Below are 14,782 nucleotides of genomic sequence, written 5' to 3'. Positions count from 1 at the left end.
GCGCCGCAATCTCAGCCGGCGGCGATGCGATCTGTGATCTGGTCGAGCTGGCTCGTGATGGCACGCGCGGTGATGTCGCCCTTGGCCTTGAGCAGCGCCGCATGCAGCGGTTCGCGCAGCGCCAGCAGGCCGGCCAGGTCGGTGGCCCTTTCGACCTTCACCTGCAGCATGTAGCCGCGCAGGCCCAGATGCTGGCCGATCACGTCGGTATAGAAGTAATACAGGCTCTCGAAGGCCGCGATGTCGGCGGGCGTGTGGGCCGCGGTATCGGCCGGTTGCGGCGTCTCCGGCACCTCGGGGGCGGGTGCGTGCCGCATTGCATACACGGAGAACATATTGGTGTCGGCGGCAGGCGGGACCCGCGCCGGGGCCTGTGCCGCTGCCATCACAGCGGGCGGCCGTGCCGGCTCCGGGACGGCTTCGACCAGCCCTTGTGCCACCAGTGTGTCCATGGCCTCGGGGGCCACCCCCATGCCGGCCACCTGCGCCAGCAATTCCTGCCCGCGGCGCTCGCCGTTGACCATCAGCAGCAGCGCGCGCAGCTTGTGGTCAAGCTTGCGTGCACGCGTCCGGATCTCGTCCTGTCCCGCATCCGTCTTGCGGTAGATCGGATCGACCATGTCTCACCCCTTGTTATGTCCGGCCGCCTTTGGCTAGAGTCCCTGTCAGGTGGTGCGGCCGATTATCGCCACCTTCTTGCCCGGAGCGGTAGGCGCGGCTTTCCGCGGCGCAAAAACATAGTCCCGAATCCGCTCTACAATGTGCGTGCACCATAAAAGTAACAAAAAAATTGCAATCGCCAATTCACCAAACCGAGAACTGTGGCCATGCAACAACGAGACAAACTCTTTATTAACGGCAAGTGGGTCGCTCCCCACGGCAACGGCACGATCGACGTCATCCATTCCGCCACCGAGGCGGTGATGGGCACCATCCCCGAAGGCTCGGCGCGCGACGCCGAGGATGCCATCCAGGCGGCCCGCGCGGCCTTCGACAGCTGGTCGGCCACGCCGCCGGCGGTGCGTGCCGGCTATATCGCCAAGATCGCCGAAGGCCTGAAGGCGCGCAGCGAAGAGTTGGCCCAGCTGATCGCCGGCGAAGTCGGCATGCCGATCAAGCTGGCGCGCGCGATCCAGGTGGGCGGGCCGGTCTACAACTGGGGCCAGGCCGCCAAGCTGCTGGACGGTTTCCGCTTCGAGGAAGAGGTCGGCAACTCCCTGGTGGTGCGCGAGCCCGTGGGCGTGGTGGGTGCCATCACCCCGTGGAACTACCCGCTCAACCAGATCACGCTGAAAGTGGCGCCGGCCCTGGCCGCCGGCTGCACCGTGGTGCTCAAGCCCTCCGAGGTGGCGCCGCTCAATGCCTTCGTGCTGGCCGAGGTGATCGAGGCCGCCGGCCTGCCGCCGGGCGTGTTCAACCTCGTGACCGGCTATGGCCCGGTGGTGGGCGAGGTGCTGGCCAGCCATCCGGAAGTCGACATGGTGTCGTTCACGGGTTCGACCCGCGCCGGCAAGCGCGTGTCGGAACTGGCCTCGCAGACCGTCAAGCGCGTGGCGCTGGAGCTGGGCGGCAAGTCCGCTTCGGTGATCCTGGACGACGCCGACCTGCCGTCGGCGGTAAAGGGCACTATCAATGCCTGCTTCCTGAATTCCGGCCAGACCTGTTCGGCGCATACCCGCATGCTGGTGCCGCGGGCCCGTTACGATGAAGTGAAGGCGATCGCGCAGAAGGTGGTCGAGGGCTTTACCGTGGGCGATCCGCTGCAAGAAACCAGCAAGCTGGGACCGCTGATCTCCGCGGTGCAGAAGGACCGCGTGACCGGCTATATCCGCCGGGGCCTGGACGAGGGTGCCGAGCTGGTGGCTGGCGGTCCCGATACCCCGGAAGGGCTGGACAAGGGCTTCTTCGTCAAACCGACCGTGCTCGGCAACGTGGAGCCGCGCGCCACCGTGGCGCAGGAAGAGATCTTCGGGCCGGTGCTGTCGATCATCTGCTATGACACCGAGGAAGACGCGGTGCGCATCGCCAATGACAGCATCTATGGCCTGGGCGGCGGGGTCTGGTCCGGTGATGAGGCACGCGCGATCCGCGTGGCGCGCCGCATCCGCACCGGCCAGGTCGATATCAACGGCGGCCCGTTCAATATGCAGGCGCCGTTTGGCGGCTACAAGCAGTCCGGCAACGGACGAGAAGCGGGCAAGTACGGCCTGGAGGAATTCCTGGAGTACAAGTCGCTGCAGCTGAAGAAGCCGGCGGCCTGATGCGGCGCTGAGCGGCGCTGATGCAATATGGGAAATGCCCGGCTGGCCCGGGCATTTTTTCGTGCGGATAATGTGCGGAAAACACGCACAACATAACGAAAGTCATTGGGGGAGCAACGATGCGCTGGTTTGGTCGGCTGACCAGGTTTGTAGCGGGGCTGCTGGTGCTGGCGGTGGCCGGCGCTGCCGCGGCCCTGGTCTGGTATCGCCATGCGGCGCAGCCGCCTGCTTCCGGCCAGGAAGCGCTGGCGGGTTTGCGCGGCCAGGTCACGATCGTGCGCGACGGCCATGGCGTGCCGCATATCCGCGCCGCCAGCAAGGCGGACGCCTGGTTCGCGCTGGGCTACGTCCATGCACAGGACCGGCTGTGGCAGATGCAGATGAATAAGCGCGTCGTTGCAGGTCGGCTTGCGGAGATCCTGGGACCGTCCGCGCTCGATACCGACAAGTTCCTGCGCACGCTGGGCGTGCGGCGTAATGCCGAGGCCATCCTGGCGCAGGCCTCGCCCGAGACCCGTGCCGCGCTGCAGGCCTATGCCGACGGCGTCAATGCCTGGATCGACCATCGCAAAGGCCCGTTGCCACCTGAATTCCTGCTGTTGCGCGCGCAGCCCGAGCGCTGGGAGCCGGCCGACACGCTGGGCTGGCAGACCATGATGGCCTGGGACCTGGGCGGCAACTGGACCCAGGAAACCCTGCGCATGCGGCTGGCGCAAGTGCTGCCTGTGGCCCGCATCAGCGAGTTGCTGGCGCCGTATCCGGGCGAGCAGCCGGTGCGCACCATGGATTACGGCCATCTGTACCGGCAACTGGCGCCGCTGGCGAGTGCCATGGCCAGCGTCGGCGACAAGGCGCCGCCGGGATATGTCGAGGGCATGGGCTCGAACAACTGGGTGGTGTCGGGCGCGCATACGCAATCGGGCAAGCCGATGCTGGCCAATGACCCGCACCTCGGGCTGCAGGCGCCCGCGCTGTGGTATTTCGCCAGGATGACAGCGCCCGGCCTGGACGTGGCCGGCGCCACGCTGCCCGGCATGCCGCTGGTGGTACTGGGGCACAACGACCGCATCGCCTGGGGCCTGACCAATACCGCGCCCGACGTGCAGGACCTGTATATCGAACGGCTGCGCCCCGGCAACGACACCCAGTACCAGACCCCGGACGGCTGGGCCGCATTCGAGACCCGCACCGAGACCATCCGCGTCAAGGGCGCCCCGGACGTGGTGCTGAAGGTCCGCGCCACGCGCCACGGCCCGGTGATTTCCGATTTGTCCGAGCCGCTTTCGGCTGCCGCGGGACCGCTTGGCGCACAGTATGTGGTGGCCTTCCAGTGGACCGCGCTGCGCCCGGACGACCGCACCTTCCAGGCGGGGCTGCGCATGAACGAGGCGCGCGACTGGGCCGGCTTCACCGCGGCGCTGCGCGACTTCCATTCGCCGCAGCAGAACATTGTCTATGCCGATGTCGACGGCAATATCGGCTTCTATGCGCCCGGACGCGTGCCGCTGCGCCGGGCCGACAACGACCTCAAGGGGCTGGCGCCGGCGCCCGGCTGGGATGCGCGCTACGACTGGACCGGCTTTATTCCGTTCGAGGCATTGCCGCACCGCTACAACCCGGCCGACGGCGTGATCGTGACGGCCAACCAGCGCATCGTCGCACCGGACTACCCGTACTTCATCACCAGCGAATGGACCGTGCCGTATCGCTTTGACCGGATCAAGGCGCTGCTGGCGGCCACGCCCAGGCACAGCTTCGACAGCTTTGCGGCAATCCAGAAAGACGTGGTCTCGCTGGCCGTGCGTGATGCCTTGCCGCTGCTGCTGGCCGCGCCCGTCAGCCGCGATGCGGGGCGGCCCGAGCGCGAACGCGCCTTGCTGGGAGCGCTGCGCAAGTGGGACGGAAACATGGACCCGGCGCGCGCCGAGCCGCTGGTGGTCACCGCGTGGCTGCGCGAGCTGTCGCGGCGGCTGTTCGAGGAGAAGGCGGGCGAGGCGATCTTTGTCCGCCTGTGGGACCAGCGTAACGTGCAGCAGCCCATGCTCAACATCCTGCGCGATCCGCGCACGCTGGGCGCGTTCTGGTGCGACCGGCAGCATACGCGCGCGGCCGAGACCTGCGACGACGCCATCGCAGACGCCTGGACCCGGGCCATGGCGGACCTGTCGCGCCGCTACGGCGACGACGCCGCCCGCTGGCGCTGGGGCGAGGCGCACACGGCCCGCTCCGAGCACAAGCCCTTCGGCAAGGTGGCGTACCTGTCGCCGCTGTTCAACCTGCGCGTGCCGACCGGCGGCGATACCTATACGGTCAATGTCGGTCGGCACAACCTGCGCGACGACAAGGCGCCGTTCGAGAACACCCACGCGGCCAGCGTGCGTGCGCTCTATGACCTGGCGGACCTGGAGGCGTCGCGGTTCATGGACTCCACCGGGCAGTCAGGCAACGCGCTGTTGCCGCGCTACCGCGACTGGTCCGGCAAATGGGCCGCGGTCGAGTACGTGACGATCCCGCGCGTGCCATCGCTGCCGCAGCAGGATGCGCCAGATGCGCTGATCCTGGTGCCGGTTGCGACCAAATAGCGCAGGTTACGACATGCCGTGCTGAGAATGCTCGCAAATAGGCGAGATCCTGCCATGGTCTTCGCGGGGCGCAGCAATTGACGCTACCATGGGGACCCCTTTCGACCGGCAGGAGTCCCCGATGGCAACGCGTACCACCCATGTGATCCAGCACGTCGCATTCGAGCATGCGGGCGTGATCGGCAATGCCTTGCGCGCGCGCGGGCACGCGTTGCAGGTGTTCCAGGCCGGTGTCGATGACCTGGCACCCATCGCGGACAATCCGGCCGACCTGCTGCTGATCCTGGGCGGCCCCATCGGTGTCTATGAAACCGATGCCTATCCCTGGCTGGAGGCCGAGATCGCCCTGATCCGCCAACGCCTGGCGGCTGGCGGCAAGATGATCGGGGTTTGCCTGGGCGCGCAGCTGATCGCGCGTGCTGCCGGCGCGCGCGTCTACGCGGGCACGCGCGAGATCGGCTGGGCGCCGATTGCGCCTACGCCAGCGGGGCAGGATTCCGCGCTGGCAGAACTGGCCGCCGCCCACTGGGAGGTGCTGCACTGGCATGGCGATACCTTCGACCTTCCGCCCGGCGCGCAACTGCTGGCATCCACCGCCGCGGTACAGAACCAGGCCTATGCCATCGGCAACCAGGTGCTGGCAATGCAATTCCACCCCGAGGTCATGCCGCGCGATATCGAGGCCTGGCTGATCGGCCATACCGTCGAGCTGGCCAAGGCCGGCATCGATCCGCGCACCATCCGCGCGCGTACTGCGGAAGTCGGTGCCACGGTGGCGGCCGCGGGCGAGCGCATGTTCGCGCGCTGGCTGGAGGAAGCCGGGCTATGAGCCAGCCGGCATCGTCCGTGCGCGCGGTGATCAGCGCCGTATTGACGGGGCAGGCGCGCCCGTTTGGACCCAACGGCGTGCCCAGCGGCATCGCCAAGACCGCGGCTGGCGAGCGGATTCGCGTGACCGCGCTTGGGCTCGAAGGCGACGGGCAGGGCGATCCGCGCCATCACGGTGGTCCGGAAAAGGCGTTGCACCACTACGCCTTCGATCATTACCCGGCGTGGCGCGAGGAACTGGCTGCGCAGGGCGCGCAAGGCAACGGTGTGCTCGACGTTGCGGGCGCCTTCGGCGAAAACCTGAGCACCACCGGGCTGACCGAGGCCGCCGTCTGCATCGGCGACCGCTTCCGTCTGGGCACGGCGCTGGTGGAGGTATCGCAGGCACGCCAGCCGTGCTGGAAGCTCAATCATCGATTCGGCTATGCAGGCATGTCGCGCGCCGTGCAGCAAAGCCTGCGCACCGGCTGGTACTACCGTGTACTGGAGACTGGCGACGTGGCGGCGGGCGATGCGCTGGAACTGGTGGCGCGCCCCTGTCCGCGATGGTCGCTGCAGCGCCTGCTGCAGGTGCTGTATGTCGACCGGCTGGACTATGCCGCGCTCGCGGAAATGTCAGAGCTGGCACCGCTGGCCGGGAACTGGCGCAAGCTTGCGCGGCAGCGCGTGGAACGCCGCGAAATCGAAGATATGGAGCGGCGGCTGGCGGGCGGCTGAGCGCCGCCGCCTCAGCCCTGGCGGAACCGCTTCCCTGTACCTTCGCGCGTAATGCGCTCCCAGACCACCTGCTTTTCCTCTTCGCTGAAGAACACCCAGTTGCTGACCTCGGCCGCGGTGCGGCCGCAGCCCTGGCAGATCTCGTCGAACAGTGTCGAGCAAATGCCGATGCAGGGGCTGTCCGGGCGCTCGGACAGCGTGGAATCCGTGGTGCCGTGGTCCGGTTCGAGGCGGAGCGGGGCGGATTCTGAGGGCGACGGCATGATGGCTGGAGGGATTGGGGTGAAACGGCCAGCCATTATATCGGGTACGAATGACAGGCAGTCGGAATGCCGGGCTGGGCCGGCGAGGATTACGTCTGACGTAATTGAGCAGCGTAGGCCATGCCCTTACGCTGCTGGCAGGACGTAAGCCGTTCACAGGAGCCCAGCATGTCCCAAGCCCTTGCCACCTTGCCCCGCCAACACGATCGCCACGCCGCAGTCGACCCCCGCATGCGCATTATGGTCGACAACGTCCTGATCGGCTCCCCGGTGGCGCGCGCCCTAGGCGTGCGGCTGGCCAGCCTGGCGCCCGATCATGTCGAGCTGGCGATGCCATTCCTGCCGACCAACGTGACCCACGGCAGCATCGTCCATGGCGGCGTCATTGCCACGCTGATCGATATTGCCGGCGCCGCGGCGGCAGCTTCTGGCGCCAGTGCCGACAATGTGAAGGGTGGGGCGACCAGTTCGCTTTCTATCCAGTACCTGGCCCCGGCACAGGGTGCGGCGCTGCGCGCGGTGGCGATGGTGGTGCGGCGTGGGCGCCGGCAGGTGGTCACCGACGTGTCGGTCTATGCAGAAGCGCCGGACGAGGGCGTACTGGTGGCCAAGGCTTTGATGAGCAGTGCCATGTTCTGAATCCGGAGCGGACGCATCGCGCGTCCGTTTTCTCAAATCTATAAAACGCAATTAACCGCCGTATTTTTACCTTCACACCCAAACGCGCCAGTACACTGGCGCGAACTGCTTCCAATGCAAAGGGCGCAGCCTCGTGGAGGAAAGCGATGCAGCATGGGCCTGAAACTGCGCAGCAGGGCGGGATGTCAGCGTCCCCGGCGCCTGCCGCATCCCAGACGCTCCCGGCAAGCCCAGCGCCTTCGGGGTCGCGTATCGCTGTCTACGGTGCGATTGCCGCCAACGTGGCGATCGCTGCGACCAAGTTTGTCGTCGCCGCCGTGACCGGCAGCTCGGCCATGCTGTCCGAGGCCATCCATTCCACCGTCGACACCGGCAATGAGCTGTTGCTGCTGGAACGGGAGGAAGAGGGAAAGGAAGGGGAGACGGCCGGGAAATTGCTGCCGGCCGATGCAGCCGCCGGTTTGCTCCCCTCTCCCGCGCGCGGGAGAGGGGCCGGGGAAGAGGGCAGGAGCGTCTAGCGGCGATACCGCCTGCTCCACGATCTCATCAGTACTTCCAGAAGACCTGCTGCAGCGCCTTGGAGTCGTTGGTCTGCGTCAGCGCCAGCGCCATCAGGATGCGTGCCTTCTGCGGCAGCTGGTCGTCGGTGACGATCCAGTCGTACTTGTCATCCGGCTGCTCTGCATTGCGCACCACCACGCCGCTGCCGGTGCGCGAGGCGCGCACGATCTGCACGCCCTTGGCGCGCGCGGCCTTGAGCGAGTCGACCATGTAGTCGCCGACGCTGCCGTTGCCGGTGGCAGCATAGATGATGGCCTTGGCACCGCTCTTCACCGCGGCGTCGACCGCGGCCGGATTGGCGTTGCCGTAGGCGTAGACCACTGCCACTTCAGGCAGCTTGTCGATCTTGTCGATGTCCCACTGCGTCTGCAGCGTGTGCGGACGCGCCGGCAGGCGGTAGAACAGCGTGCGGCCTTCGACCACGTAGCCCAGCGGGCCGAACGGCGAGCGGAAGGTCTCGGTCTTGAAGGTGTTGCTCTTGGTGACGTCGCGGCCGGTGTGGATCTCGTCGTTCAGCACGGCCAGCGTGCCCTTGCCCTTGGAGGCAGGGTTGGAGGCGACCAGCACGGCGTCGTACAGGTTGAGCGCGCCATCGGCGCCGAGCGCGGTGCCCGGGCGCATCGAGCCCACCACCACCACCGGCTTGTCGCTCTTGAGCGTCAGGTTCAGGAAGTAAGCGGTTTCCTCGATGGTGTCGGTGCCGTGCGTAATGACGATGCCGTCCACGTCCGGCTGCTTGAGCAGTTCCGATACGCGCTTGGCCAGCTTCAGCAGGCGTTCGTTGTTGAAGCTCTCCGAACCGATCTGGAAGATCTGCTCGCCCTTGACGTTGGCGACCTTGGAGATCTCGGGCACCGAGGCGATGATCTTGTCGACCGGCACCACGGCGGACTGGTAGGCCGCGGTGTTGGTCGCCGAGGCGCCGGCGCCGGCAATGGTGCCGCCGGTGCCGATGATGACGATATTGGCCTTGCGGGCTTCGGCCTGGGCCGTGGCGGGTGCGGCGGCGGATTGTGCGGCGGGGGCGAGCTGCGCGTGGGCAGTGCCGGTGATCAGGCTCGCCGACAGCAGGGCAGCGGCCAGCGTGGTGACGCGGGCGAAGTGTTTCATGTTTCTCCTCGGTATCTATACGAACGTGTGGCCCGTACTGGAATCGGCACGACATACCTTATGGGTGGAATGGCGCCGTCCGTGTTCAGTCGGTGGCTGCCGGCAACGGGGCCTGTGGTGCAGGGCCCGTTCAGGCAGCGGCAGTGACTATACGTGAGGAGAATTTGGCGCGGGAGGGGCGCTGCAAAGGTTATGCCGATTCGGCATGAAGGTGCCTGGGCGATAACTCAAATCGCATACATATCGAGGTACTCATTGACCGGGATGGCCTCCAGCCGCGCCTGGTCCAGCGATGCGGCCAGGATGGCCTGCTGCTGTTTAGGCGGGAAGCGGCGGGCGAGGTTGGTGCGGAATTTCTCCACCAGCAGCGGGATGCCCTCGGCGCGGCGGCGCTTGTGGCCGAGTGGGTATTCGACCAGCACCTCGTCCAGCACGGTGCCGTCCGCCAGCGTCACGGTCAGCGCATTGGCGATCGAGCGCTTGGCGGGGTCGTGATAGTCGCGCGTCAGCGCGGGGTCTTCCACGCAGGTGATCTTGCCGCGCAGCGCGTCGATGCGCGGGTCGGCGGCAACCTTGTCTTCGTAGTCAGCGGCGGTCAGGCGGCCGAACAGCAGCGGCACGGCCACCATGTACTGGATGCAGTGGTCGCGATCCGCCGGATTGCTGAGCGGACCCTGCTTGTCGATGATGCGCAGGCAGGCCTCGTGGGTGCGGATGGTGATGGCGGCGATATCCGCCGCGCTGCGCCCCGCGAGCGCCAGCGCGCCGTGCAGCTGCATCGCTGCCTCCACCGCGGTCTGCGCGTGGAATTCAGCCGGGTACGAGATTTTGAACAGGATGTTCTCCATCACGTACGACCCGTACGGCCGCTGGAAGCGGAACGGCTGCCCCTTGAACAGCACGTCGTAGAAGCCCCAGGTCTTTGCCGTCAGCACCGACGGGTAGCCCATCTCGCCGGTGCGGGCGATCAGCGCCAGCCGCACCGCGCGGCTGGTGGCGTCGCCGGCGGCCCAGCTCTTGCGGCTGCCGGCGTTGGGGGCGTGGCGGTAGGTGCGCAGGCTCTGGCCGTCGACCCAGGCCAGCGACACGGCATTGAGGATCTCGTCGCGCGTGAGGCCTAGCATCTGCGCGACCACGGCAGTGGAGGCCACCTTGACCAGCACCACGTGGTCCAGCCCGACCTGGTTGAACGAATTCTCCAGCGCGATGCAGCCCTGGATCTCGTGCGCCTTGATCATCGCCGCCAGCACTGCCTTCATCGTCAGCGGCTTGCGCCCGGCGGCGATGTGGTTGCGCGAGATCCAGTCAGCGGTGGCCAGGATGCCGCCGAGGTTATCCGACGGATGACCCCATTCGGCCGCGAGCCAGGTGTCGTTGAAGTCCAGCCAGCGGATCATCGCGCCGATATTGAACGCGGCCTGGACCGGATCGAGCTGGAACTGGGTGCCCGGCACGCGCGCGCCGTTGGGCACGATCGTGCCCGGAACGATGGGACCCAGCAGCTTGGTGCAGGCCGGGTAGGAGAGGGCCTCGAGCCCGCAACCGAGCGTGTCGATCAGGCAGTTGCGGGCGGTGTCATAGGCGAGGCCGCTCTTGATCTCGTACCGGGTGACATAGTCGACGATGTCGACCAGCACCTGGTCCGGATCGGGGCGTTGCGCGGACGGCGTGTCGGTGGACATGAACGACCTCGCGGGTGCGGCTCAGCTCAGAACGCGTCGCCGGGCACGCGCACCCAGCCTTCCATCAGCACGCGCGCGCTGCGGCTCATGATGGCCTTCCTGACCGCCCATTCGCCATCGACCTGCTGCGCCTCGGCGCCCACGCGCAGCGTGCCGGACGGATGCCCGAAACGCACCGCGTTGCGCTCGCCGCCGCCGGCGGCCAGGTTGACTAGCGTGCCGGGGATGGCGGCGGCGGTGCCGATCGCCACCGCCGCCGTGCCCATCATGGCGTGGTGCAGCTTGCCCATCGACAGCGCGCGCACCAGCAGGTCCACATCGGCCGCGGCCACCTTCTTGCCGCTGGAGGCGACGTAGTCGACCGGCCTGGCGACAAAGGCCACCTTGGGCGTGTGCTGGCGCTTGGCGGCCTCGTCCACGTTCTTGATCAGGCCCATGCGCAGCGCGCCGTAGGCACGGATGGTCTCGAACATCGCCAGCGCCTTGGTGTCGCTGTTGATGGCGTCCTGCAGCTCGGTGCCGGTGTAGCCGATGCTCTCCGCGTTGACGAAGATGGTCGGGATGCCGGCGTTGATCATGGTGGCCTTGAGCGTGCCCACGCCCGGCACTTCCAGGTCGTCGACCACGTTGCCGGTCGGGAACATCGCGCCGCCGGCGCCTTCTTCCTCGGCGGCCGGGTCCATGAACTCAAGCTGCACTTCGGCGGCCGGGAAGGTCACGCCGTCCAGCTCGAAATCGCCGGTTTCCTGCACTTGACCGTTGGTAACGGGCACATGGCCGATGATGGTCTTGCCGATATTGGCCTGCCAGATGCGCACCACGGCAACGCCGTTGTGCGGGATGCGGCTGGCATCGACCAGGCCGGCGCTGATGGCAAAGGGACCGACCGCTGCCGACAGGTTGCCGCAGTTGCCGCTCCAGTCGACAAAGGGCTGGTCGATCGAGACCTGGCCGAACAGATAGTCGACATCGTGGTCGGGCCGCGTGCTCTTGGACAGGATGACGGTCTTGCTGGTGCTGGAGGTGGCGGCACCCATGCCGTCGATCTGCTTGCCATAGGGGTCGGGGCTGCCGATCACGCGCATCAGCAGCGCGTCGCGAGCCGGGCCGGGCACTTGTGCCGTTTCCGGCAAATCCTGCAGGCGGAAGAACACGCCTTTGCTGGTGCCGCCACGGATATAGGTGGCGGGAATCTTGATCTGGGGTACGTGAGCCATGGAAATCTTTGTCCTGGTTGGCCCGGGCGGCATGCGTGCCGCTCGGGCCCTTTGTCACAGCTTATGCAGTTGCCCGCGACGACTCAAGGAAGTCCTGCGCGAAGCGCTGCAGCACGCCGCCGGCCTCGTAGATCGACACTTCCTCGTCGCTGTCGAGGCGGCAGGTCACCGGCACCTCGACGCGCTCGCCGTTCTTGCGGTTCACCACCAGCGTCAGCGTGGCGCGCGGCTGGCGCTCGCCGATCACGTCATAGGTCTCGGTGCCGTCCAGGCCCAGCGTCAGGCGGTTCACGCCCGGCTTGAACTCCAGCGGCAGCACGCCCATGCCGATCAGGTTGGTGCGGTGGATGCGCTCGAAGCCCTCGGCGACGATGACTTCCACGCCGGCCAGGCGCACGCCCTTGGCGGCCCAGTCACGCGACGAGCCCTGGCCATAGTCCGCGCCGGCGATGATGATCAGCGGCTGCTTGCGATCCATGTAGGTCTCGATCGCTTCCCACATGCGCACGACCTTGCCTTCGGGTTCGATGCGCGCCAGCGAACCCTTTTTGACCTGGCCATCGACCACGGCCATTTCATTGATCAGGGTCGGGTTGGCAAAGGTGGCGCGCTGCGCGGTCAGGTGGTCGCCGCGGTGGGTGGCGTACGAGTTGAAGTCCTCTTCCGGCAAGCCCATCCTGGCCAGGTATTCACCCGCGGCGCTGTTGAGCATGATGGCGTTGGACGGCGACAGGTGGTCGGTGGTGATGTTGTCGCCCAGCACCGCCAGCGGACGCAGCGCCTTGAGCGTGCGTTCGCCGGCCAGCGCGCCTTCCCAGTAGGGCGGGCGGCGAATGTAGGTGCTCTGCGGGCGCCAGTCGTACAGCGGGCTGACGGACTCGCCGCTGGCCGCGGTAATGGCGAACATCGGCTCGTAGACTTTGCGGAACTGCTCGGGCCTGACGCTCTTCGCCACGATCGCGTCGATTTCTTCGTCGCTCGGCCAGATGTCCTTCAGGTAGACCGGCTTGCCGTCCTGGTCGGTGCCCAGCACGTCCTTTTCGATATCGAAGCGGATGGTGCCAGCGATGGCGTAGGCCACCACCAGCGGCGGCGAGGCCAGGAAGGCCTGCTTGGCGTACGGGTGGATGCGGCCATCGAAGTTGCGGTTGCCGGACAGCACTGCCGTCGCGTACAGGTCGCGGTCGATGATCTCTTGCTGGATCTTCGGGTCCAGCGCTCCGGACATGCCGTTGCAGGTGGTGCAGGCAAAGGCGACGATGCCGAAGCCGAGCTTCTCTAGGTCGGGCAGCAGATTCGCTTCTTCCAGGTACAGCTCGACTGCCTTGGATCCCGGGGCCAGCGATGACTTGACCCACGGCTTGCGCGCCAGGCCGCGCGCATTGGCGTTGCGCGCCAGCAGCGCGGCGGCGATCACGTTGCGCGGGTTGCTGGTGTTGGTGCAGCTGGTGATGGCGGCGATGATGACCGCGCCGTCCGGCATCAGGCCTTCGGCTTCCTGCGCGCGGGCCTTGTCCAGGTCGACGGCGATGCCGCGCTCGGCCAGCGCGGAGGTCGGCAGGCGCTTGTGCGGGTTGGACGGGCCGGCCATGTTGCGCACCACGCTCGACAGGTCGAACTTCAGCACGCGCTCGTACTCGGCGTTCTTCAGCGATTCCGCCCACAGGCCGGCGGTCTTGGCGTACGTCTCGACCAGCTTGAGCTGCTCGTCGGTTCGGCCGGTCAGGCGCAGGTAGTCAATGGTCTGCTCGTCGATGAAGAACATCGCCGCGGTGGCGCCGTATTCCGGCGCCATGTTGGAGATGGTGGCGCGGTCGCCGAGCGTCAGGCTCGAGGCGCCTTCGCCGCGGAACTCCAGGTAGGCGCCGACCACCTTTTCCTTGCGCAGGAACTCGGTCAGTGCCAGCACGATGTCGGTGGCGGTGATGCCGGGCTGGCGCTTGCCGGTCAGCTCCACGCCGATGATGTCCGGCAAGCGCATCCACGAGGCGCGGCCGAGCATCACGTTCTCGGCTTCCAGGCCGCCCACGCCGATGGCGATCACGCCGAGCGCATCCACGTGCGGGGTGTGGCTGTCGGTGCCGACGCAGGTATCGGGGTAGGCCACGCCGTTGTCGGCGTGGATCACCGGGGACATCTTTTCCAGGTTGATCTGGTGCATGATGCCGTTGCCCGGCGGGATCACGTCGACGTTCTTGAACGCCTGCTTGGTCCAGTCGATGAAATGGAAGCGGTCTTCGTTGCGGCGGTCTTCGATGGCGCGGTTCTTGGCGAAGGCATCGGGGTCGAAGCCGCCGCACTCCACTGCCAGCGAGTGATCGACGATCAGCTGCACCGGCACCACCGGATTGACCTTGGCGGGGTCGCCGCCCTGGTCGGCGATGGCGTCGCGCAGGCCGGCCAGGTCCACCAGCGCGGTCTGGCCCAGGATGTCATGGCACACCACGCGCGCCGGGAACCACGGGAAATCGAGGTCGCGCTTGCGCCCGATCAGCTGCTTGAGCGAATCCGCCAGCGTGGCGGGATCGCAGCGGCGCACCAGGTTTTCTGCCAGCACGCGCGACGTGTACGGCAGCTTGTCGTAGGCACCCGGCTGGATTGCCTCGACCGCGGCGCGCGCGTCAAAGTAATCCAGCTTGGTGCCCGGTAGCGGTTTGCGGTTTGCAGAATTCATGGTGTAGGGAAATCAATATAGGTATGAAAAAGGGGTAGTGGTCCCATGTCAGCGACCAACTACCCCCTTGCCCGCAGGCCCGGATCAATGCAACCCGACGCGGAGCAAACCGGCAGCCGGTCTTACTTGCGATCCTTCAGCGGCACGAACTTCAGGTTTTCCGGGCCGGTATAGTTGGCGCTCGGGCGGATGATCTTGTTGTCGATGCGCTGCTCGATAATGTGCGCGGCCCAGCCGGAGGTACGCGC

The 14,782-nt window shown here is 66.9% G+C and carries 11 protein-coding genes and 2 pseudogenes; 6 read left to right on the top strand and 7 right to left on the bottom strand.

Going from position 1 to position 14,782, the window contains the following annotated elements:
- Window positions 1–11: 11 nt before the first annotated feature.
- The gene (locus tag AC3WLF_RS30360; protein ID WP_492351094.1) at window positions 12–620 is read right to left on the bottom strand and encodes a hypothetical protein; all 609 of its coding nucleotides are present in this window, start codon (window positions 618–620) and stop codon (window positions 12–14) included.
- Between the two features lie 207 nt (window positions 621–827).
- Here AC3WLF_RS30360 and AC3WLF_RS30355 point away from each other — a divergent pair, with 207 nt between their 5' ends.
- The 4 genes from AC3WLF_RS30355 to AC3WLF_RS30340 all read left to right on the top strand — a co-directional run bounded on the left by AC3WLF_RS30355 (window position 828) and on the right by AC3WLF_RS30340 (window position 6,388).
- Window positions 828–2,261, top strand: coding sequence for an aldehyde dehydrogenase family protein (locus tag AC3WLF_RS30355; protein WP_492317770.1), 1,434 nt, complete (start codon window positions 828–830; stop codon window positions 2,259–2,261).
- 119 nt (window positions 2,262–2,380) lie between these two features.
- Entirely contained in the window at window positions 2,381–4,843 is a 2,463-nt protein-coding gene (locus AC3WLF_RS30350) for a penicillin acylase family protein (RefSeq protein ID WP_492359250.1), read from the top strand.
- A 121-nt stretch (window positions 4,844–4,964) separates the two neighbouring features.
- Window positions 4,965–5,672 (top strand): glutamine amidotransferase, encoded by a 708-nt coding sequence (locus AC3WLF_RS30345; RefSeq protein WP_492357401.1) that lies wholly within the window; start codon window positions 4,965–4,967, stop codon window positions 5,670–5,672.
- Window positions 5,669–6,388: an MOSC domain-containing protein gene (locus AC3WLF_RS30340; protein WP_492317767.1), complete on the top strand. Its 720-nt coding sequence runs from the start codon at window positions 5,669–5,671 to the stop codon at window positions 6,386–6,388. The genes AC3WLF_RS30345 and AC3WLF_RS30340 overlap by 4 nt, the downstream gene beginning before the upstream one ends.
- An 11-nt stretch (window positions 6,389–6,399) precedes the next feature.
- Here AC3WLF_RS30340 and AC3WLF_RS30335 read toward each other — a convergent pair whose 3' ends face one another.
- Window positions 6,400–6,651, bottom strand: a complete 252-nt coding sequence (locus AC3WLF_RS30335) for a DUF1289 domain-containing protein (protein ID WP_492317766.1) — start codon at window positions 6,649–6,651, stop codon at window positions 6,400–6,402.
- A 168-nt stretch (window positions 6,652–6,819) separates the two neighbouring features.
- Here AC3WLF_RS30335 and AC3WLF_RS30330 point away from each other — a divergent pair, with 168 nt between their 5' ends.
- On the top strand, window positions 6,820–7,290 hold the full coding sequence (locus AC3WLF_RS30330) for a PaaI family thioesterase (RefSeq protein WP_492317765.1): 471 nt from the start codon (window positions 6,820–6,822) through the stop codon (window positions 7,288–7,290).
- Between the two features lie 182 nt (window positions 7,291–7,472).
- A pseudogene (locus AC3WLF_RS30325) lies at window positions 7,473–7,682 on the top strand (cation efflux transmembrane domain-containing protein); the annotation flags it as partial.
- A gap of 154 nt (window positions 7,683–7,836) precedes the next feature.
- On the opposite strand, the gene AC3WLF_RS30320 reads toward AC3WLF_RS30325, so the two are convergent.
- From AC3WLF_RS30320 to AC3WLF_RS30300, 5 genes and pseudogenes are all read right to left on the bottom strand, one after another.
- A complete protein-coding gene (locus tag AC3WLF_RS30320) occupies window positions 7,837–8,961 on the bottom strand; it encodes an asparaginase (RefSeq protein WP_492317764.1) in 1,125 nt (374 codons plus the stop codon).
- 227 nt (window positions 8,962–9,188) lie between these two features.
- Window positions 9,189–10,643, bottom strand: a complete 1,455-nt coding sequence (locus AC3WLF_RS30315) for a bifunctional 2-methylcitrate dehydratase/aconitate hydratase (RefSeq protein WP_492359249.1) — start codon at window positions 10,641–10,643, stop codon at window positions 9,189–9,191.
- Between the two features lie 26 nt (window positions 10,644–10,669).
- Window positions 10,670–11,860, bottom strand: a complete 1,191-nt coding sequence (gene prpF / locus AC3WLF_RS30310; RefSeq protein ID WP_492317762.1) for a 2-methylaconitate cis-trans isomerase PrpF — start codon at window positions 11,858–11,860, stop codon at window positions 10,670–10,672.
- A gap of 61 nt (window positions 11,861–11,921) precedes the next feature.
- Entirely contained in the window at window positions 11,922–14,534 is a 2,613-nt protein-coding gene (acnD, locus tag AC3WLF_RS30305; RefSeq protein WP_492359248.1) for a Fe/S-dependent 2-methylisocitrate dehydratase AcnD, read from the bottom strand.
- A 122-nt stretch (window positions 14,535–14,656) separates the two neighbouring features.
- Window positions 14,657–14,782: pseudogene (locus AC3WLF_RS30300) on the bottom strand (2-methylcitrate synthase); the annotation flags it as partial.

This window comes from Cupriavidus sp. FW306-01-F10A, from assembly GCF_058782785.1.
This window is presented reverse-complemented; position numbering and strand designations above follow the sequence as displayed.

What these genes read in the sequence shown, in the direction of transcription:
- AC3WLF_RS30360 (WP_492351094.1), bottom strand. Translation starts at nt 620, where the DNA reads ATGGTCGATCCGATCTACCGCAAGACGGATGCGGGACAGGACGAGATC.
- AC3WLF_RS30355 (WP_492317770.1), top strand. Translation starts at nt 828, where the DNA reads ATGCAACAACGAGACAAACTCTTTATTAACGGCAAGTGGGTCGCTCCC.
- AC3WLF_RS30350 (WP_492359250.1), top strand. Translation starts at nt 2,381, where the DNA reads ATGCGCTGGTTTGGTCGGCTGACCAGGTTTGTAGCGGGGCTGCTGGTG.
- AC3WLF_RS30345 (WP_492357401.1), top strand. Translation starts at nt 4,965, where the DNA reads ATGGCAACGCGTACCACCCATGTGATCCAGCACGTCGCATTCGAGCAT.
- AC3WLF_RS30340 (WP_492317767.1), top strand. Translation starts at nt 5,669, where the DNA reads ATGAGCCAGCCGGCATCGTCCGTGCGCGCGGTGATCAGCGCCGTATTG.
- AC3WLF_RS30335 (WP_492317766.1), bottom strand. Translation starts at nt 6,651, where the DNA reads ATGCCGTCGCCCTCAGAATCCGCCCCGCTCCGCCTCGAACCGGACCAC.
- AC3WLF_RS30330 (WP_492317765.1), top strand. Translation starts at nt 6,820, where the DNA reads ATGTCCCAAGCCCTTGCCACCTTGCCCCGCCAACACGATCGCCACGCC.
- AC3WLF_RS30320 (WP_492317764.1), bottom strand. Translation starts at nt 8,961, where the DNA reads ATGAAACACTTCGCCCGCGTCACCACGCTGGCCGCTGCCCTGCTGTCG.
- AC3WLF_RS30315 (WP_492359249.1), bottom strand. Translation starts at nt 10,643, where the DNA reads ATGTCCACCGACACGCCGTCCGCGCAACGCCCCGATCCGGACCAGGTG.
- prpF (WP_492317762.1), bottom strand. Translation starts at nt 11,860, where the DNA reads ATGGCTCACGTACCCCAGATCAAGATTCCCGCCACCTATATCCGTGGC.
- acnD (WP_492359248.1), bottom strand. Translation starts at nt 14,534, where the DNA reads ATGAATTCTGCAAACCGCAAACCGCTACCGGGCACCAAGCTGGATTAC.